Origin of the sequence: Billgrantia zhangzhouensis, from assembly GCF_021404465.1 — a bacterium.
GTDB classification, from domain to species: domain Bacteria; phylum Pseudomonadota; class Gammaproteobacteria; order Pseudomonadales; family Halomonadaceae; genus Halomonas; species Halomonas zhangzhouensis.
In genome coordinates this window covers 73,295-92,352 of record NZ_JABFTT010000013.1, presented here as the reverse complement: position 1 = coordinate 92,352, position 19,058 = coordinate 73,295, and the positions used below count along the sequence as shown (strand labels likewise).

14 protein-coding genes and 1 CRISPR repeat array (1 of these 15 cut by a window edge) are annotated in these 19,058 nt (G+C 65.5%); of the genes, 10 read left to right on the top strand and 4 right to left on the bottom strand.

The window, feature by feature from the left end:
- Positions 1 to 7 precede the first annotated feature (7 nt).
- The 6 genes from HOP51_RS16565 to HOP51_RS16540 all read left to right on the top strand — a co-directional run bounded on the left by HOP51_RS16565 (position 8) and on the right by HOP51_RS16540 (position 5,970).
- A complete protein-coding gene (locus HOP51_RS16565; protein WP_234275022.1) occupies positions 8 to 334 on the top strand; it encodes a hypothetical protein in 327 nt (108 codons plus the stop codon).
- 181 nt (positions 335 to 515) lie between these two features.
- Entirely contained in the window at positions 516 to 1,961 is a 1,446-nt protein-coding gene (locus HOP51_RS16560; protein ID WP_234275021.1) for a sodium-dependent transporter, read from the top strand.
- Between the two features lie 109 nt (positions 1,962 to 2,070).
- Entirely contained in the window at positions 2,071 to 2,841 is a 771-nt protein-coding gene (locus tag HOP51_RS16555; protein ID WP_234275020.1) for an ABC transporter ATP-binding protein, read from the top strand.
- 75 nt (positions 2,842 to 2,916) lie between these two features.
- Positions 2,917 to 3,621 carry an ABC transporter ATP-binding protein gene (locus tag HOP51_RS16550; RefSeq protein WP_159548498.1) on the top strand — a complete coding sequence of 235 codons (705 nt, stop codon included), beginning with the start codon at positions 2,917 to 2,919 and terminating at the stop codon, positions 3,619 to 3,621.
- 28 nt (positions 3,622 to 3,649) lie between these two features.
- Positions 3,650 to 4,657, top strand: a complete 1,008-nt coding sequence (locus tag HOP51_RS16545) for a branched-chain amino acid ABC transporter permease (protein WP_234275019.1) — start codon at positions 3,650 to 3,652, stop codon at positions 4,655 to 4,657.
- Positions 4,657 to 5,970, top strand: a complete 1,314-nt coding sequence (locus HOP51_RS16540) for a branched-chain amino acid ABC transporter permease (RefSeq protein ID WP_234275018.1) — start codon at positions 4,657 to 4,659, stop codon at positions 5,968 to 5,970. Before HOP51_RS16545 ends, HOP51_RS16540 begins: the two co-directional genes overlap by 1 nt.
- A gap of 121 nt (positions 5,971 to 6,091) precedes the next feature.
- Here the strand turns inward: HOP51_RS16540 and HOP51_RS16535 are convergent, their stop codons facing one another.
- On the bottom strand, positions 6,092 to 7,297 hold the full coding sequence (locus HOP51_RS16535) for an ABC transporter substrate-binding protein (RefSeq protein WP_234275017.1): 1,206 nt from the start codon (positions 7,295 to 7,297) through the stop codon (positions 6,092 to 6,094).
- Positions 7,298 to 7,603: 306 nt separating this feature from the next.
- Between HOP51_RS16535 and HOP51_RS16530 the strand changes: the two genes are divergently transcribed.
- Positions 7,604 to 8,689, top strand: coding sequence for a C45 family autoproteolytic acyltransferase/hydolase (locus HOP51_RS16530; protein ID WP_234275016.1), 1,086 nt, complete (start codon positions 7,604 to 7,606; stop codon positions 8,687 to 8,689).
- On the opposite strand, the gene HOP51_RS16525 is transcribed toward HOP51_RS16530, so the two are convergent.
- On the bottom strand, positions 8,676 to 8,945 hold the full coding sequence (locus tag HOP51_RS16525) for a hypothetical protein (protein WP_234275015.1): 270 nt from the start codon (positions 8,943 to 8,945) through the stop codon (positions 8,676 to 8,678). The genes HOP51_RS16530 and HOP51_RS16525 overlap by 14 nt on opposite strands.
- A gap of 182 nt (positions 8,946 to 9,127) precedes the next feature.
- On the opposite strand from HOP51_RS16525, the gene HOP51_RS16520 reads away from it, so the two are divergent.
- Positions 9,128 to 9,514 carry a DUF6746 family protein gene (locus HOP51_RS16520; RefSeq protein WP_234275014.1) on the top strand — a complete coding sequence of 129 codons (387 nt, stop codon included), beginning with the start codon at positions 9,128 to 9,130 and terminating at the stop codon, positions 9,512 to 9,514.
- Between the two features lie 60 nt (positions 9,515 to 9,574).
- Here HOP51_RS16520 and HOP51_RS16515 read toward each other — a convergent pair whose 3' ends face one another.
- Positions 9,575 to 10,165: a DUF4202 domain-containing protein gene (locus HOP51_RS16515; protein WP_234275013.1), complete on the bottom strand. Its 591-nt coding sequence runs from the start codon at positions 10,163 to 10,165 to the stop codon at positions 9,575 to 9,577.
- Positions 10,166 to 10,421: 256 nt separating this feature from the next.
- On the bottom strand, positions 10,422 to 10,946 hold the full coding sequence (locus HOP51_RS16510) for a cytochrome b (protein ID WP_234275012.1): 525 nt from the start codon (positions 10,944 to 10,946) through the stop codon (positions 10,422 to 10,424).
- 169 nt (positions 10,947 to 11,115) lie between these two features.
- Between HOP51_RS16510 and HOP51_RS16505 the strand changes: the two genes are divergently transcribed.
- Both HOP51_RS16505 and HOP51_RS21095 read left to right on the top strand, forming a co-directional pair.
- Entirely contained in the window at positions 11,116 to 12,117 is a 1,002-nt protein-coding gene (locus HOP51_RS16505; RefSeq protein WP_234275011.1) for an aldo/keto reductase, read from the top strand.
- Positions 12,118 to 12,439: 322 nt separating this feature from the next.
- The gene (locus HOP51_RS21095; RefSeq protein WP_407061818.1) at positions 12,440 to 12,847 is read left to right on the top strand and encodes a hypothetical protein; all 408 of its coding nucleotides are present in this window, start codon (positions 12,440 to 12,442) and stop codon (positions 12,845 to 12,847) included.
- 140 nt (positions 12,848 to 12,987) lie between these two features.
- Positions 12,988 to 19,058: a CRISPR direct-repeat array (repeat unit 32 nt; unit sequence GTTTCTATCCGCGCGGCCGTGCGGGCCGCGAC) (it continues 8,918 nt past the right edge of the window).

The following is a 19,058-nucleotide window of genomic DNA, read 5'->3' as shown; positions in this document are numbered from 1 at the left end:
GAACTTGATGCACAAGCATGTGGAATGGGACGACCCCGGCGCCGACAGCGTGATGCGCCATTACGAACACTCCCCCCAAGGCTACTCGGAGCCGGGGTCTGGCGATATCCTCTCGGCGCGCTACCAGGGCATGGTGGTACGGGTGAAGGTCGAGGCCTACGTCGACGGCACCAGCATCGGCAGCGTGGCGGCCTTGATCGAGCCGCACAGCGGCAAGCGGCGCCAACTGTTCGGCAAGCTCGCCGTAGGCGACACGGTGCGCCTGCCGGATGCCAGTCGCGCCTTCGAACCACGCCCGAGCGACAACGCCGCACAGGACGAGGAGCCGCAATGACTTCCACGAACCCATGCCCCGGTCATCTATCGTTTCCAACGTAGCCTTAACGTTCGTCCACTGGCCATGGCGCGGGTTCTGTCGCACAGTGTACGCGCTCATCGAGCGCCCCTATCCGACCGGCGCCCGGTGGTGCCACACTCAGGCTCACAAGGCCGCAGGTCGACGCTTCGGAAACATAATGAGCACGCACAACGTCTGGACACACAAGGGCACCTTCCTGCTCGCCGCGGTCGGCTCAGCAGTGGGGCTCGGCAACCTGTGGCGCTTTCCCTATCTGACCGGCGAGAACGGCGGCGGCGCCTTCATCCTGATCTACGCCCTGACCATCTTCGCCATCGGCATCCCGATCCTGATCGCCGAGACCATGCTCGGCCGTGCCAGCCGCAGAAGCCCGATCATGGGCATGCGCTTCCTGACCCGTACGCATGACACCTCCCGTGCCTGGGAATCGATCGGCTGGCTGGGAGCCGCCGCGGCCTTCCTGATCCTGAGTTTCTATTCGGTGATCGCCGGCTGGGCGATTCATTACACCTGGCAGATGCTCACCGGCTCGCTGATCGGCGCTGATGCCGCCGCCATCGGCGCCGGCTTCGAGGCCTTGCTGGCCTCGCCGGGCCTGCTCACGCTCTACCACACGCTGTTCATCATCGCCTCGGGACTGATCGTGGGCATGGGCATCCACAAGGGCATCGAAAGCGGCCTGCGCATCATGATGCCGGCGCTGTTCGTGATCCTTCTGGTGATGCTCGCCTACGGCATCGCCAATGGCGACTTCGGCGCCGCGGCAAGCTTTCTGTTCACCTTCAATGTCGGCGACCTGAGCCTCGAAGGTTGGCTGCAGGCCATGGGCCAGTCGTTCTTCACCCTGAGCCTCGGCATGGGGGCGATCATGGCCTACGGCGCCTACATGGCCAACGACGCCTCGCTGAGCCGTACCGCCTTCGCCGTCGCCTTCATTGACACCGCCGTCGCCATGGTAGCAGGGCTGGCGATCTTCTCGCTGGTATTCGGCGCCGGCCTCGACGCCGCCGCCGGACCGGGCCTGATGTTCGTCACCCTGCCACTGGCCTTCGCCGAGATGCCCTTCGGCGGGCTGATCGGCGGGGTGTTCTTCATCCTCGTGCTGGGAGCGGCAATCAGCTCCTCGATCTCACTGATCGAGCCGGTGGCCGCCTTCCTGGTGGAGCGCTTCGACCTCACTCGCCCCCAGGCAGTGTTCGTCATGGTGGTGGCCAGTTGGGCTTTGGGCCTGCTCACGGTGATCAGCTTCAACCTGTGGGCCGAGGCAAGCCCCTTCCACACCTTGTTCGGCCGCAGCGCCTTCGATTTCATCGAGCTGCTGACCAACATCTTCATGCCGCTGGGCGGCATGCTCATCGCGCTGTTTGCCGGCTGGGCGCTGACCCACTCGGAGGTAATGAAGGAGATGCGCACCAGCGAGACCTGGTTCAGGACCTGGCGCTTCCTGGTACGCTTCGTGGCACCCGCCGCGGTTGCTTTCGTGTTCCTGCGCACCATTCCGCAGGTAGAAGGCTATCTGGTGCCGGCCATCGGCGCCCTGAGCATCGTCGGCGCCTTCGCCGCCGGCCGTACGTTCCTGGCCGAGAAGCGCCAGGATCGGTAACAAGAAGAACTGTCGCCGCCTGCGGGCGGCGGCTCGATATACGCCACCCGGTCTCGCATCAAGCGGAGAGACCGGGCGCATAACAACGATATAAAGTGCAGGAACCAACATGCCATCCATCATCGACGTCAGGCACGTCTACAAGGCCTTCGGTGGCCTGAAGGTGATCAACGACTGCTCCATCCAGGTCGAAGAGGGCTCGATCACCGGGCTGATCGGCCCCAACGGGGCAGGCAAGTCCACCTTGTTCAATATCATCGCCGGCGCCCTGCTGCTCGATAGCGGCCAGATCCTGCTCGATGGCGAGGACATTACCAACCGTCCCGCCAACGAGCTGTTCCACAAGGGCCTGCTGCGTACCTTCCAGATCGCCCACGAGTTCTCCCATATGACCGCGCTGGAGAACCTGATGATGGTGCCGCCGCAGCAGGCCGGCGAGAGCCTGTTCGACGCCTGGCTCAAGCCGGGCCTGGTACGCCAGCAGGAGGATGAGGTACGCCGGAAGGCGCTCGAGGTGATCGACTTCATCGGCCTGCATCACGTACGCAACGAGCTGGCCGGCAACCTCTCCGGCGGCCAGAAGAAACTGCTCGAACTCGGTCGCACCATGATGACCGATGCCCGCGTCGTGCTGCTCGACGAGATCGCCGCCGGGGTCAACCGCACCCTGCTGGGTGATCTGGTCGACAACATCGAACGGCTCAATCGCGAGATGGGCTACACCTTCCTGGTCATCGAGCATGACATGGACATGATCGCGCGCCTGTGCGACCCGGTGATCGTGCTGGCCCAGGGCAGCGTGATGGTGGAAGGCAGCATCGAGGAGATCCGTAACAATCCTCAGGTGATCGAGGCATACTTTGGTTCGAATGTAGCCTGAGGGTTCGAACGTAGCCTGAGCCCAGGCGCATAGACCCGACAAGAAGAACAGCAACGATAGCGCAGAGAATTCACGATGCCATTACTCGAAGCACGCGACGTGCACGGCGGTTACGGCGGCATGAACATCCTCAACGGGGTGAACATGTCGATCGAGGCCGACGAGGTCGGTGTGATCGTCGGCCCCAATGGCGCCGGCAAGTCCACCATGCTCAAGGCCATTTTCGGCCTGCTCACCGTCAGCCAGGGCGAGATCCTGCTGCGCGGCGAGCCGATCCACAATCTGCCGCCCAACAAGCTGGTACAAAAGGGCATGGGCTTCGTGCCCCAGGAGAAGAACGTCTTCCCCAGCCTCACGGTGAAAGAGAACCTGGAGATGGGCGCCTTCCTCAAACCGGGCAACGTCAAGCGCATGCTCAAGCAGGTCTACGACTTCTTTCCTCCGCTCTACGACAAGCGCCACCAGCCCGCCGGCGAACTCTCCGGTGGCCAGCGCCAGATGGTCGCCATGGGCCGCGCGCTGATGGCCGAGCCCGACGTGCTGCTGCTCGACGAACCCACCGCCGGCCTCTCGCCGCTCTACATGAACGAGATATTCGAACGGGTGAAGGAGATCAATGCCGCCGGTGTCGGCATCCTCATGGTCGAGCAGAACGCCAAGCAGGCCCTGGCCATCGCTGACAAGGGCTTCGTGCTGGCCGCCGGCAAGAACCGCTTCACCGATACCGGCGCCGCCCTGCTCGCCGACCCGGAAGTGGCCAAGAGCTTCCTCGGCGGTTGAGCCCCGAGCCCGTACTGGAGAGTGAGTCGTGAACGAACTGGTTTTCTTCATCAACAACGTGATCATCGCCGGCAGCGTGACCGGCTCGATCTACGCCATTGGCGCCGTCGGCGTGACGCTGGTCTTCAGCATCATGCGCTTCGCCCACTTCGCCCATGCCGACATGATGACGTTCGGGGCCTTCATGGTGCTGCTGCTGACCATGGCATTTCCCGGCGTGGGCGGAGCGGTGGGGCTGCCCACCCCCATCGTCATGCTGCCGCTGGCCATGGTGCTCACCGCCCTGCTCGCGGTCGGCATCGACAAGGCATTCTACAAGCCACTGCGCGCCCATGGCGTCAAGCCCATCGTCATGGTGATCGCCTCGCTGGGTGTGACCCTGATGCTGCAGGGGCTGATCCGCCTGTTCGCCGGCACCGGCTCGCAGAACCTGTACCTGGCCGGCGAGCGCAAGGAAATCTACCGCCTCGACGTGCCGTTCGAACTAGCCACACGGCCGATCATCGTCACCGAGCCGCAGATCATCCTGTTCATCCTGACCATCGTCTGCGTGGTGGGGCTGCACCTGTTCCTCAACCGCACCCGGCTGGGCAAGGCGATGCGCGCCATGTCCGACAATCCCGACCTGGCACGCGCCTCGGGCATCAATACCAACCACATCGTGGCGGTGACCTGGGTGGTCGCTGGCGGCCTGGCAGCCATTGCCGGCACCCTGCTCTCGCTCGACGTGACCTTCAAGCCCGATCTGAGCTTCTTTCTGCTGCTGCCGATCTTCGCCGCGGCCATCGTCGGCGGGGTGGGCCACCCTTACGGAGCCATCGCCGGAGGCTTCGTGGTGGGCTTCGCCGAAACGCTGGCGGTGTTCAACTGGACGGTGCTGCTGCGCCCCATTGCGCACCTGTTCCCCGAATGGGTCGAGATTCCGCGCAACCTCGCCTTCGTCGGCACCGAATACAAGATCGTGGTGCCCTTCTTCATCCTGGTGGCGATCCTGGTGTGGCGCCCTACCGGCATCTTCAAGGGTAAGGTGATCTAATGAACGCTCAACGTACCGAACGCCGCGAAGATATCATCGCCGCGCCGTCACGCTTCCCGCTACGAGAAGTCATTCTCTTCGGCACCCTGCTGGTGGCGGTTCTCGGCGTCTACGCTGTCATGGGGACCGCCTACAGCACGCGCATGCTGGTGGAAGCCTCCTGCTACGCCATCCTGGCCCTGGGGCTGACCATCCAATGGGGCTATGCCGGCCAGTTCAATGCCGGCGTGATGGGCTTCGTCGCGCTGGGCGCCTTTGCCACCATGTTCCTCAGTGTACCGGTCAACGACGCCTTCTGGGGTACCGAACTGCCTGGCGAACTCGGCCGCGTGCTGCTCTACGGTGCCGCCGCGGCGATGCTGGTCTATGGCGCCACCAAGCTCGACCGCGTCGGCGTACCGAAGAAGCTGCGCACGCTGATCGCCATCATTCTCGCCGTGGTGCTCTACCTGGTGGTGATCAGCATGATGCGCGGCGTCACTGGCGAGATACAGTCCCGTGCCGGCTTCATCGGCGGCCTGGGCCTGCCGGCCTGGAGCGGCTGGATCGTCGGTGGTGCGCTGGCCGGCGCCATCGGCTACTTCATCGGCCATATCTGCCTGGGGCTGCGCAGCGATTATCTCGCCATTGCCACCCTCGGCATCGCCGAGATCATCAAGGCTTTCCTCAAGAACTCCGACTGGCTGACCCGTGGCACCGCCACCGTTTCGCCGCTGCCCTGGCCCACGCCGGGCCCCAGCGAGCTGGGCTTCACCCTGGCCCGGTCGCTGTACCTGTCGGTCACGGCGGCCATGATCGCGGTGATCTTCTTCCTGCTGCACCGCGCCTACCACGCTCCCTGGGGCCGCATGATCCGCGCCATCCGCGACAACGAGATCTCCGCTTCGGCAATGGGCAAGGACATCAACAAGCGCCGCCTGGAGATCTTCGTGCTGGGCTGCATCCTGATGGGCATCGGTGGTGGCGCGCTGGCTTCGTTCAACAGCATCTTCGACCCCAACGGCTTCCTGCCGCTGAACCACACCTTCCTGGTACTGGTGATGGTCATCCTCGGCGGGCCCGGCAACAACCTGGGCACCATCTTCGGTGCCGTGGCGGTGTACATCATCTGGCTGATGTCCGAGCCGCTGGCGCTGTTCCTGATGCATGGGGCCGCCGCTCTCGGCGAGGGCTGGTTCGGCTGGGAGCCGCCGGGCAACCTCGACAGCCGCGCGCTCCAGGCCCGGGTATTCGTGATCGGCCTGCTCATTACCCTGGTACTGCGCTTCGCCCCGCAGGGGTTGCTGCCCGAAAAAGTCAAACACCACGGGTAGAGAGAGTAATTTGCGACATAAATCCGCACCTCTCTAAAATCTACGTTCAATAAGAAAGCCCCCGGCGGGAATTCCCGCCGGGGGCTTTTGCTTGCACTTGCTGCTTCAGTTCAGGCTAGCGTCAGTCCTGGATCAGGCCCTTGCCGACGAAGGCACCGCCTTCCACCGCCATTTCCAGTACCACGCCCGGCACGTCGCCGTTCTCGTCGAACTCATGGCTGCCGGAGGCACCCTCGTAGTTGATCTCCTCGCCGGCCGCGATCAGCTCCAGAGCCTTCTCCCACTCGCCGGGCAGGATCACTTCACCGGGAGCGGAGGCGACGCTGCGCAGCGCCTGGGAAAGCCCCTCACGCTCGGCACTGCCGTTCTGCTCGATGGCCAGTGCCAGCAGGAAGGCGGCGTCGTAGGCCTGGGCAGCGAACACCGCACTGGGATCGAAGCCGGCCTCCTGGGCCGCCTGGCTGAAGATCTCGGTACCCGGCAGTTCAGGGCTACCGGGGCGGGTGGCGATCATGCCCTCGAGGGCATCCGCACCCACCGCACCGACCAGCGAATCCCCTACCATGCCGTCGGCACCGGCGTACTGGGTGAACGCGCCGCTCTCATAAGCCTGGCGCAGGATGGTCTGGCCCGAGCCATCGGCATAGGCCAGCACCACCAGGGTCTCGGCACCGCTGGCGGAAAGCGAGCCCAGCTCGGAGCGATAGTCGGCGCGGCCGTCTTCATGGGCCAGGTTCTCGGCTATCGTGCCACCGCCCGCCTCGAAGCCTGCGGTGAAGGCGTCCGCCAGGCCGCGACCGTAGTCGTTGTTGACGTAGGTGACGGCCACTTCGTCGAAGCCCTTCTCGAGCATCAGCTTGGCCAGGATCTCGCCCTGGTAGGCATCCGAAGGCACGGTACGGAACACCAGATCGTTGTCGTCCAGCTCGGTCACCGCCGGCGCCGTGGAGGCCGGCGACACCATTACCACTCCACCAGGAATCGCCGCACTGTTGGCCGCGGCCACGGTCGCCCCGGTACACAGCGCACCGACGATGGCCGTGACCTGCTCGGTATTGACCATGCGGTCGGCCGCGTTGGAGGCCGCCGAGGCATCGCTACAGGTAGTGTCGGCATTCGGCATGACCAGTGTCTGCCCGCCGAGGATGCCACCCTGCTCGTTGATCTGCGCCACCGCCAGCCGCGCGCCGTCGAAGATCGGAGGGGTCAGGCTCTCGATCGGGCCGGTGAAGCCGCCGATGAAACCGATCTTGACCTCTGCCTGCGCCGCTCCGGCAAGCGCCACGCCGGATGCCGCGATTGCCATCGCCAATAGGCTCTTCTTCATTTGTTCTTCTCACTCTGGTTGGAGACGTCGATACGTCTGGTTACAGAAGGCACTCTCTAAATCTGGAAGGCTCCGCAGTAAAACACAAGCCCCCCATACCAACGTTTACCCCCGGCCCGCGTCGCCAACTCCTTATCGGCAATGGAAAACCCTGATAAGTACCTCCCCCGACGTTCAACGCTGCCGGTTGCACCAACCAACCTTTGCCTATACTGATGCCCGCATGCTACGAAACAGACAGGAGCCCGCCATGCGCTCCGACGAAAAATCCTGGGCCGCCTTCCTGGCCTTCCTCGAGGAGGTGCTATGACCCGGCCATCGAGCCCCCTGGTCGTGACCGAACTGACGGGGAGCCATCATGAGGTCGGTGCGGAACACGGCCGTATTCACCGGCACCTGATCGAGCGCAGCATCGCGGTCTACGGGCAACTATTCCACGATTTCGTGGGCATTCGCTGGGAAGAGGCCCGCGACCGTGCCTGCCACTTCGAGGCCCAGATCGCGCTGGGCTTTCCCGCAATTCTCGAGGAAATGAACGGCATCGCCTGGGGCGCGGGGGTCGACTTCATCGACATCCTGACGCTGAACTGCCGCAGCGAAATCGCCCTGACCCAGGCCAACGGCGGCTGCTCGGCCTTCTCGTTGCAGCGCCACGGGCAACAATGGCTGGCACAGAACTGGGACTGGCGCCACGACCAGCTCGACAACGTGGTAGCCCTCCACATCCGTGGCGACGGCCGCCCCGAGCTGGTGAGCATCGGTGAAGCCGGCATGGTCGGCAAGATCGGCATGAACGCTTGCGGTGTCGGCGTGTGCCTCAACGCCATTCGCTCACAGACCTGCGGCGCCGGGCTGCCGATCCATATCGCCCTGCGCAAGATCCTCGAGAGCCCCGATTACGACAGTGCGCTTGCGGTGGCCACCCATGACCGGGTCTGCTCGCCCGCGCACTTCCTGCTCGCCAGCGCTCAGGGCGACAACGAGGAGGGCCAGGCCGTGGGTCTCGAGGTCCAATCCGGTGAGCCCGGACGTATCTCACCACGCGACGGTATCGTCACCCACACCAACCACCTCTATGCGGATAACACCCCCTGCCCGGTGCAAGACTTCCCGCGCATCGACTCCCACCCACGCCTGTGTCGGCTCGATGCGCTGCTGCATGACGAGCTGGTTCCGGATGCGCGCCTCGACGAGGCCAGCCTGTTCGACATCCTCAGCGACCATCAGGGAGCGCCGCTGTCGATCTGCCGCCACTTCAACCCGGATCAGCCCGCCGAGGAGCGCATGGAGACCCTGTTCTCGGTGGTGATGAACCTGAGTGAACGGCGCCTGACCCTGCGCCACGGCAAGCCCTGTGAAAGCGACGACAGCCTGCGCCTCACCTTGAGCTGAAACGCCCCAGATCTTCGCCGTGCGGGCCGGACTCGGGCAGCTCGCCTTTCAGATAGCGCTCGGAAGTGAGCAGGAACGAGCGCCGGAACAGGTCATGCCGGGCCTCTTCCCGATACAGCTGAAGCAGCTCGAGCTCCTCCTGGGAGAGAGTGGTGTCGTGGCGCGGATACTCCCGGGCCATCCGCACCGACCCTGAAGTCGCATCGCAGATCTGCAGCGTAGGGTGGGAACTGGCGGTGTTGGTGCGATACATCATGGCGGCCTCCCTTGGCATATTAATGATAACAATTATCATTAACTACCAAAAATCTAGCTCCCACCCTGATCTCTGTCAATTCTCAAGAAGAAAAATCATTCTCATTTCATGACTACCTTGTCGAGACCATAGCTCGCTGCTACAAAGCCAATGCATATCATTCTTATTAAAGGAGACGCGCCATGAAAGCCCTGTTACCCCTTCTGTTGCTGACCAGCCTGCTGATCGCCCCAGGCTATTCTCAAGCCCAAACCCAAGCCGGTTCCAGTCCCGCGCACTTCAAGGGCGAGCCCGCCGAGACCCTGAGCCAGGCCGTGGCCAACTTCTCCGAGTACAACCAGCGCCTGGCCGAACTGCTCGTCCAGGACGAGTTGAGCCTCACCGACCTCGGTACCGTGCACGAGCTGACCTACACCCTGGAAAACGCGCTGGAGAAGATTCAGGAGGAAGTGGAAGCCATGACGCATATCCTGGAGGAGGTGCATCAGGGCTCGGAAACGGGTGATTTCGAACACGTGCAGAGTAACGGCGCCGCCTACCTGGAAGCCGCACAGACACTAGTACCCTGACGGCAAGCCACGGCACCGGCCGGCCCGGCCGGTGCCGCAGGCGTGGGAAACAGAGCCCCGCTAGCCGGCGAGCGCCTCCTCCACCACGGCGCGTGCCTCCTCGCTCATGGGTAGCGTCAGCGCGAGCTCATGGGCACGCGGCGACATCTTCTTCCAGGTCATCTGTACGATGCGCACTAGGTGGTCGTGCTCCACCTGCTTGGAGAAATCAGCGAAATAGTTCTCGAGGAACACCAGGCAGGCGCAGTCCTCCACCGCTTGGGTGCCCGGATCACGGCCCAGGCCCTGCTTGCGGATCATACGAGAGACCTCAGCGGCCTCCTCGGTCGGATAACCGGCCGCCTCCATTACCCGCGCAGTGGTATCGCCGGCCCGCTTGCCCTGATCGCGGCGCCAGGTGAGATACCCCACCCGCCCCTCAGGATACTCACTACGCGGCACCTGCCAGCGCTGCAGATGCTGCGCCCGCACGGCGATCCGCACCAGCTCGCTCGGCGCTTCCTCCACCCGTTCCAGCCAAGCGCTCATGCGCCCCGCATGCCAGAGTTCCTGGGGCAGGGATTCACCCTCGACCTCCACGCGGCGCGGATCCTCGGCGTGCAGGGCATCGAGTTCGGCCATGGCACGCTGGAAGGGTGTTTGATCAGACATGGATGAATCCTCGCAAACCATTATTGCCACAGCATACCGCACCCCACGGATGGCTCACGAGCCGGCTGTCGTCGAGCAGCCCTGCCCTCCGCCCACGCGCTCCCGGCCAGGGACATCTCATCGACTTGTTGTCGACGCCGTGCGCGGCCGGGCACAGAACGTGCGTACCGGCGCGACGGGCCGGGACTACCTCGAGCGGATCAAGGCGCTGATACAGTAGCGTTTTCTGAGCACCCGCGCCTCCTGGCTCATGGCATCAACGCACCAGCATGCGCGGCAACACGTCCTGCCCGTTGCGCCGATGCCAGACCACCATCGCCACGTGGCCCACGATCAACGCCAGCAACGTCCAGCCAAGCACACCGTGGAACAGGCTGCCCGCGGCCACCATCCACTCGATACGCTCGCCCTCGAAGCCGGGCATCAGCGGAATGCCGAACGGCTCGAAGGCGCGCCCTGAGCCGTACTGGCGCAACAGTGCCACCGAAGGCACCACCAGCATCAGCCCATACAGGGTCAAGTGCCCCAGGCGTGCCGCCGCACTCAGCGCCGGCGGCTGGCTAGCCCGGCTGGCGAAAGCCCAGGCGACCCGCACCACCACCAGCGCCAGCAGCAGAAAGCCCGTTGGCCGATGGGTGGACCAAAGCAGCTCGTCAAGCGCCGTATCGCTCAGCAACACCCGCACGCTCGTGGTAGTGAACTGCCAGGCGAGCAGCAGTGCCATGCCCCAGTGCAGGTAACGGTTCACACGGCCGTAATGGGCCGCCTCGACAACGCTCATGATCGTCTCCTCTATCCTTGGCCAGACAAACGGCCGCGTTACGCTTGGTTCTGCCACCGTAGCGGGAAATTGAGGAAATGGTATGAAGAACCGGGCGCGGCGCTTCACTTGCGGGCCCGCGTCCCGGCTCGGCATGATAAGAGCCCTGTTCCCCCGACCCGGAGCCTGCATGTCGATCTTCTCTCGCCTCAAGGAAGCGGCCTCGCCCACCATCGGCCTGGGCTGCATGAACCTCTCCCATGGCTACGGCAACCCCGTTCCCGAACCCGAGGCCCTACGCGCCCTCGAACAAGCCTTCGAGATGGGCTATCGCCACTTCGACACCGCCACCCTCTACGGCGCCACGGCCAACGAGCAAGTGGTAGGCAAGGCACTGGCTGGCAAGCGCGACCGAATCTTCCTCGCCAGCAAGTGCGGCATGGCCATGAACCCCGAACTCGGCAGAAAAGTGATCGACGGCCGCCCCGAGACGATTCGACGCCAGTGCGAGGCAAGCCTCCAGCGGCTGCGCACCGACCACTTGGACCTCTACTACCTGCACCGGCTGGATCGTCAGGTGTCCATCGAAGAGAGTGTCGGTGCCTTGGCGCGACTGGTGGAAGAGGGCAAGATTCGCGCCATCGGGCTCTCGGAAATCTCCGCCGCCACCCTACGCCGCGCCCGAACCGAACATCCCATTGCCGCCGTGCAATCCGAATACTCGCTGTGGACCCGTAACCCCGAGATCGCCCTGCTCGAGGCCTGCCGCGAAGCCGACACCGCACTGGTCGCCTTCAGCCCGCTGGGGCGCGGCTTCCTGGCCGGCGCCGTTACCGACGCCAACCAGCTCACCGAAAACGACGTGCGCCACGGCATGCCGCGTTTCAGCGCCGACAACCTGTCGCGTAACCTGCGCCAGTTGGAAAAACTCCAGGCCATCGCCAGCGAACGGGAAGTCACCACCGGCCAGCTCGCCCTCGCCTGGCTCATGGCCCAAGGCGATGACGTGTTCCCCATCCCCGGCACCCGCTCCATCGCCCACATGCGCGAAAACCTCGCCGCGGAAAACCTGCGCCTGGATGCCGCCACCCTGGAGCGGCTCAGCGCCATCCTGACGCCGGACCAGGTCGCCGGCGCCCGCTATGGTGAAGCGCTGCAGGCGGAGATCGATACGGAGGAGTTTGGGGGGTAAATGCACAGCTCTAGTAGGCCGCGCAAGTCTCACCATCGCGATAATAAACCGGTATTACTGGCTTCTATCCGCGTGCCGCGTGGCCCGTGCGGATCGCGACACGAGGACATCATCCACCCCATAGGGTCGTAGAAGTTCCTACCCACGAGGCCCGTGCGGGATCGCGACGTCATCGAATAGACCGGTGAAGATGTCTGCGGCGTTTCTATCCGCGCGGCCCGTGCGAGCCGCGACTCGGTGCTGGCCTGGACGGCCAGCTCGTGGAAGTTGTTTCTATCCGTGCGGGCCGCGACGCCCTGCCGGGCGGATGGTGAAGGGGCCGATGTTGTTTCTATCCGCGCGACCCATGCGGGCCGCGACCCGGCGACTTGCCGTCTGTCCCGCCCGCTACAACGGGTTTCTACCCGCGCAACCCGTGCGGGCCGCGACCCAAACGGCGGAGCCCGGCGGCACCAGCTACCGCGTTTCTACCCGCGCGACCCGTGCGGGCCGCGACGTGATGCTCAACCTGGTGCGCGAGGGCGCTGCCGAGTTTCTACCCGCGCGACCCGTGCGGGCCGCGACCTGCGTCGACATCACCCTGCACACCGACTACGTGGCGTTTCTACCCGCGCGACCCGTGCGGGCCGAGACCATTTCGATCCACTCAACAAGTACGACCGTACCCAGTTTCTATCCGCACGACCCGTGCGGGCCGCGACTGACGCTCGGCCTCAAGCGCGGATATTGAGCCATAGTTTCTATCCACGCGGCCATACGGGCCGCGACTCACCGAACGCTCCGCCCAGGCAATCATGGCCATGTTTCTATCCGCGCGACCCGTGCGGGCCGCGACAGGCGTTCCGCGACGGCGGCAGCGAGGCGTTCTCGGTTTCTATCCGCGCGGCCGTGCGGGCCGCGACCCGGCTCGTCGACTGGCTGCTGCCACCCTTGACCAGTTTCTATCCGCGCGGCCGTGCGGGCCGCGACCTGTGCAGCGCCGTGGCCAGCGAACATGTCGGCCTGTTTCTATCCGCGCGGCCGTGCGGGCCGCGACCTCTGGCTTCGGTTCAGCGGCAGCCACTAAAGGCAGTTTCTATCCGCGCGGCCGTGCGGGCCGCGACGTCCGCGATGCTCCCCGTTGATCACGTCACCATCGAGTTTCTATCCGCGCGGCCGTGCGGGCCGCGACTCAATCCGCTGGCCGGCTGGCACTACCGGCGCCAGGTTTCTATCCGCGCGGCCGTGCGGGCCGCGACGCGATGCCGCCGCCAGTCGTGAACTCTCCGAACGGGTTTCTATCCGCGCGGCCGTGCGGGCCGCGACTTGCGAGAGGCCGTGGTGGCGGTGCTGGTAGACGGTGTTTCTATCCGCGCGGCCGTGCGGGCCGCGACTCCCTGGCCACCTTCGTGCCCATGGAGACGACCGGGTTTCTATCCGCGCGGCCGTGCGGGCCGCGACCTTTCCCCGATATCACGCAGGGGGAACACCACCATGTTTCTATCCGCGCGGCCGTGCGGGCCGCGACTGGCGGCGATTCAAGAGGCCATCGCCACGCGCAAGTTTCTATCCGCGCGGCCGTGCGGGCCGCGACCAGAGCAGGCGCGAGATCATCGCCGTCGTCACACAGTTTCTATCCGCGCGGCCGTGCGGGCCGCGACCGTTCTTATGCAGCGCTGCCTCGTCGATGTTCACGTTTCTATCCGCGCGGCCGTGCGGGCCGCGACTCGTCGGGGCGGGCCTGCTGCTGACACGCCAGGGCGTTTCTATCCGCGCGGCCGTGCGGGCCGCGACTCGATTGGTTCCTGGCGGGCGACATCACCCAAGCCGTTTCTATCCGCGCGGCCGTGCGGGCCGCGACCTGACCGTGACGCGCCCGAAGGCGGTTTGCAGCGGTTTCTATCCGCGCGGCCGTGCGGGCCGCGACACAAAACGACAGTGAACTGCAGCTCGGTTGATGGTGTTTCTATCCGCGCGGCCGTGCGGGCCGCGACGACCTCGGAGACTTTGCTGTCGTTGTTTAAATTGTGTTTCTATCCGCGCGGCCGTGCGGGCCGCGACTTAATGACCAATGCTACTCCCACCACAGCAGATCTTGTTTCTATCCGCGCGGCCGTGCGGGCCGCGACCCACCCCGAGTTTGAGGAGCTGCAAGCGGTCCTGTTTCTATCCGCGCGGCCGTGCGGGCCGCGACTTGCCATCGATACAGTGAAGCCGGATCTCGCCAAGTTTCTATCCGCGCGGCCGTGCGGGCCGCGACATGGCGGGGCACTGCCCGCCAGAATCCCAAGTGGGTTTCTATCCGCGCGGCCGTGCGGGCCGCGACATGACCGAGCAACACGACACTACCGCCGCTGATGTTTCTATCCGCGCGGCCGTGCGGGCCGCGACCTCCAGAGCGGCGGCGTGCATGTTGATCAGCTCACGTTTCTATCCGCGCGGCCGTGCGGGCCGCGACGAGTCGCTGGCCGTCAGCCTGTTCCTGGAGCTGTGCGTTTCTATCCGCGCGGCCGTGCGGGCCGCGACGTATGCGCGCGGCGCGCAGGTCACCACCGCTATCGGTTTCTATCCGCGCGGCCGTGCGGGCCGCGACGTGGCCTGGCAGCGCCTCCTGGCACGCCTGGGAGTTTCTATCCGCGCGGCCGTGCGGGCCGCGACCAAGGCGCGCCGGCGGGTGGTGAAGCCCCGCATTTGTTTCTATCCGCGCGGCCGTGCGGGCCGCGACGGGGGCGATATTAATGGGGGGCTCGGGGGTGGGGGTTTCTATCCGCGCGGCCGTGCGGGCCGCGACGCATTGGGGCTGTTGGGGAACCACTCCGCGTAGCGGTTTCTATCCGCGCGGCCGTGCGGGCCGCGACCTTGGGGTAAGCACAACAAGAGCTAGCAAACCGGCGCGGTTTCTATCCGCGCGGCCGTGCGGGCCGCGACCAGACCAGTGACACCAGAAGGATTGCGAGCAGCTGTTTCTATCCGCGCGGCCGTGCGGGCCGCGACCCGGGCCATCCCGTTGCGCATCACTCCCGCCAAAAGTTTCTATCCGCGCGGCCGTGCGGGCCGCGACCGGAGACTTCCCAAGCATTCGATATGCCGCGTGACGTTTCTATCCGCGCGGCCGTGCGGGCCGCGACGAAGCCCTTCGCGCCGCCTGGCGCTTCATAGACGAGTTTCTATCCGCGCGGCCGTGCGGGCCGCGACGGGGGCACCTGATGACCTTCCGCAACAGCGCCGAGGTTTCTATCCGCGCGGCCGTGCGGGCCGCGACGGCCAGCGCTACAACGTGACCGACCCGCTGAGCCCGTTTCTATCCGCGCGGCCGTGCGGGCCGCGACGCGCCGGCGGCTTCAACTGGGTATGACGATGAGCGTTTCTATCCGCGCGGCCGTGCGGGCCGCGACACGCGCTATTCCCGCGGCGCGGCGATGCTCGGCCAGTTTCTATCCGCGCGGCCGTGCGGGCCGCGACTCGGCGAGGATGACGGCGAGGTGCTGACCCTGGGTTTCTATCCGCGCGGCCGTGCGGGCCGCGACCTCGCTGATGCTCGGCTTCTACACCGCCGCCGAGATGTTTCTATCCGCGCGGCCGTGCGGGCCGCGACAAAACCAGGTCGATAACATCTTCGCTTCGGTGTCGTTTCTATCCGCGCGGCCGTGCGGGCCGCGACCTGCCTCCACCATTTCGTGACAAAAACAATCGACTTGTTTCTATCCGCGCGGCCGTGCGGGCCGCGACTCGAGCTGACCCCCAAGCAGTCTCGATTCGTCGATGTTTCTATCCGCGCGGCCGTGCGGGCCGCGACAACTACGGTGACTTCCTCATCGTTAGCAATAATGTGTTTCTATCCGCGCGGCCGTGCGGGCCGCGACACGCTGCATATGCCTGCTACCCTCAATGGCGGGCCGGTTTCTATCCGCGCGGCCGTGCGGGCCGCGACTGTTCGTTACGGTCTTTGCAATGAGTCAAAAGCCATGTTTCTATCCGCGCGGCCGTGCGGGCCGCGACCTGAGCGATTTGCTCAAGCGCCGCAGCATTGTCAGCGTTTCTATCCGCGCGGCCGTGCGGGCCGCGACCATTACAGCGCCTGACACTGGCGCTACCGGATAACTGTTTCTATCCGCGCGGCCGTGCGGGCCGCGACGAGCGATTTGCTCAAGCGCCGCAGCATTGTCAGCGTTTCTATCCGCGCGGCCGTGCGGGCCGCGACGCTGGATTAGCAGCTATCATCTACGGCTACTGATGGTTTCTATCCGCGCGGCCGTGCGGGCCGCGACCTGGCTATATCAGCAGGGCCGTCAGATCGGCAGAGTTTCTATCCGCGCGGCCGTGCGGGCCGCGACGCTTCGCGCAACAAGTCGAGGTAGTAGCCAACCTTGTTTCTATCCGCGCGGCCGTGCGGGCCGCGACGACCCTAGCCAGACCGCCCTGATCAAGGCGGTCGAGTTTCTATCCGCGCGGCCGTGCGGGCCGCGACGATATGAGCCACGTTAGACCAAGCCTGGTTGACGAGTTTCTATCCGCGCGGCCGTGCGGGCCGCGACGAGTCAGCCGCCTACTGGGCGCAGCGCTTCGCTGAGTTTCTATCCGCGCGGCCGTGCGGGCCGCGACACGTCGTCCGTGGAGTAGGCATAGAGACAATCGGGGTTTCTACCCGCGCGGCCGTGCGGGCCGCGACGCGAAGCCGCTCGCGTCCTCGGTGTGCAGCCGCTGCTGTTTCTATCCGCGCGGCCGTGCGGGCCGCGACGTAAGCCGGAAAGATTGCGTGCCGTCAGCAGCAATGTTTCTATCCGCGCGGCCGTGCGGGCCGCGACCTGGGATCAGGGCGCCAACGAACCGGAGCAGGTAGTTTCTATCCGCGCGGCCGTGCGGGCCGCGACGGGTGGCATGGCGTCGAGATAACGCCGCCGAAGATGTTTCTATCCGCGCGGCCGTGCGGGCCGCGACGGTGGCATGGCGTCGAGATAACGCCGCCGAAGATGTTTCTATCCGCGCGGCCGTGCGGGCCGCGACCCCGCCACGTGCGGGCCTTCTTCGTTCGCATAGGAGTTTCTATCCGCGCGGCCGTGCGGGCCGCGACGAGCCAGAGCGCATTTCCGCGCCATGGATCGTGGCGTTTCTATCCGCGCGGCCGTGCGGGCCGCGACGCGAGGATCGCCATGACCCGTTCGCGATGCGCCTTGTTTCTATCCGCGCGGCCGTGCGGGCCGCGACCCGAGGCGTGCCGCGAGCGCGTGCTGTGGGCGATGGTTTCTATCCGCGCGGCCGTGCGGGCCGCGACGTTTCTTCGCGTACCGTTGCGGGCAAGCCAAAAGGTTTCTATCCGCGCGGCCGTGCGGGCCGCGACAAGGCGCTATGGGACGCAGAGGCTGCCGCGCGCGGTGTTTCTATCCGCGCGGCCGTGCGGGCCGCGACTGGTAATCCTCGGTTGCGTCGAGCAGCCCCAGGCGGTTTCTATCCGCGCGGCCGTGCGGGCCGCGACCCGAGCTGTCCAGCGGCACCAGTTCGGTGTACTTGTTTCTATCCGCGCGGCCGTGCGGGCCGCGACATTATCATCGGATCCGAGCTGCATTCCATCAGGCGGTTTCTATCCGCGCGGCCGTGCGGGCCGCGACGCTACCGCAATCCCGAGACGACGATGAGCGTTGACGTTTCTATCCGCGCGGCCGTGCGGGCCGCGACGTGACGCACACGCGGCCCTCGCCAAAGCCCGAGGAGTTTCTATCCGCGCGGCCGTGCGGGCCGCGACATCCCGCTCATTCATGGCGTTGCAGAGCAGGGTCACGTTTCTATCCGCGCGGCCGTGCGGGCCGCGACGCAAGCAGGCCAAGGCCTGATCACCACCCTCAAGAAGTTTCTATCCGCGCGGCCGTGCGGGCCGCGACCTCCTGGGCAGTCTTGGTCATGTCTTTATCCCTTACGGTTTCTATCCGCGCGGCCGTGCGGGCCGCGACGTGGCAACCGCAAAGGGCCGGGGCGTACTTACGTGTTTCTATCCGCGCGGCCGTGCGGGCCGCGACGCGCCGGCGGCTTCAACTGGGTATGACGATGAGCGTTTCTATCCGCGCGGCCGTGCGGGCCGCGACTCGTGGCTCTGTCGTGGCCCTGTGAATCGACGTCAGTTTCTATCCGCGCGGCCGTGCGGGCCGCGACTCGATCATTGGTGGTTTTCATTTCCAATAGATAGTTTCTATCCGCGCGGCCGTGCGGGCCGCGACATGTGAGCGCCATGTATTCCATCCGCAAGTCATGGTTTCTATCCGCGCGGCCGTGCGGGCCGCGACTGGCCATCCGCCAGCACTACCAGCAGCGGCGCAAGGTTTCTATCCGCGCGGCCGTGCGGGCCGCGACGATATGACGCTATGACGCTGGCGTTACAAGAAATGTTTCTATCCGCGCGGCCGTGCGGGCCGCGACTTGCGCTCGGCGCCATGCCGCAGCAGGGAGTGAATGTTTCTATCCGCGCGGCCGTGCGGGCCGCGACTGGTCGGGGGCGGGGCTGTTGGCCCACTCTTCGTTGTTTCTATCCGCGCGGCCGTGCGGGCCGCGACCCGGCGCCGATACCGCCAGCGCCACCGCCGCCCATGTTTCTATCCGCGCGGCCGTGCGGGCCGCGACCCATATCGTTCATTTCGCTTCTCTCGCGGTTGACGGTTTCTATCCGCGCGGCCGTGCGGGCCGCGACCCATATCGTTCATTTCGCTTCTCTCGCGGTTGACGGTTTCTATCCGCGCGGCCGTGCGGGCCGCGACAACGGGAGGTTGAGACCCCCGTTACCACCGGCACGTTTCTATCCGCGCGGCCGTGCGGGCCGCGACCCTTCGCAACAATGTGCCTGCAGCAGAGCCAGTGCCAGTTTCTATCCGCGCGGCCGTGCGGGCCGCGACGTGAGTACAAAGGGCCTGGGCCATGGGTGCGAGTCGTTTCTATCCGCGCGGCCGTGCGGGCCGCGACGCCTTGGCCAGCACCAG

What these genes read in the sequence shown, in the direction of transcription:
- HOP51_RS16520 (WP_234275014.1), top strand. Translation starts at nt 9,128, where the DNA reads ATGAAAGCCCTGTTACCCCTTCTGTTGCTGACCAGCCTGCTGATCGCC.
- HOP51_RS16565 (WP_234275022.1), top strand. Translation starts at nt 8, where the DNA reads ATGCACAAGCATGTGGAATGGGACGACCCCGGCGCCGACAGCGTGATG.
- HOP51_RS16550 (WP_159548498.1), top strand. Translation starts at nt 2,917, where the DNA reads ATGCCATTACTCGAAGCACGCGACGTGCACGGCGGTTACGGCGGCATG.
- HOP51_RS16560 (WP_234275021.1), top strand. Translation starts at nt 516, where the DNA reads ATGAGCACGCACAACGTCTGGACACACAAGGGCACCTTCCTGCTCGCC.
- HOP51_RS16535 (WP_234275017.1), bottom strand. Translation starts at nt 7,297, where the DNA reads ATGAAGAAGAGCCTATTGGCGATGGCAATCGCGGCATCCGGCGTGGCG.
- HOP51_RS16515 (WP_234275013.1), bottom strand. Translation starts at nt 10,165, where the DNA reads ATGTCTGATCAAACACCCTTCCAGCGTGCCATGGCCGAACTCGATGCC.
- HOP51_RS16540 (WP_234275018.1), top strand. Translation starts at nt 4,657, where the DNA reads ATGAACGCTCAACGTACCGAACGCCGCGAAGATATCATCGCCGCGCCG.
- HOP51_RS16525 (WP_234275015.1), bottom strand. Translation starts at nt 8,945, where the DNA reads ATGATGTATCGCACCAACACCGCCAGTTCCCACCCTACGCTGCAGATC.
- HOP51_RS16530 (WP_234275016.1), top strand. Translation starts at nt 7,604, where the DNA reads ATGACCCGGCCATCGAGCCCCCTGGTCGTGACCGAACTGACGGGGAGC.
- HOP51_RS16510 (WP_234275012.1), bottom strand. Translation starts at nt 10,946, where the DNA reads ATGAGCGTTGTCGAGGCGGCCCATTACGGCCGTGTGAACCGTTACCTG.
- HOP51_RS21095 (WP_407061818.1), top strand. Translation starts at nt 12,440, where the DNA reads ATGTTGTTTCTATCCGCGCGACCCATGCGGGCCGCGACCCGGCGACTT.
- HOP51_RS16505 (WP_234275011.1), top strand. Translation starts at nt 11,116, where the DNA reads ATGTCGATCTTCTCTCGCCTCAAGGAAGCGGCCTCGCCCACCATCGGC.
- HOP51_RS16555 (WP_234275020.1), top strand. Translation starts at nt 2,071, where the DNA reads ATGCCATCCATCATCGACGTCAGGCACGTCTACAAGGCCTTCGGTGGC.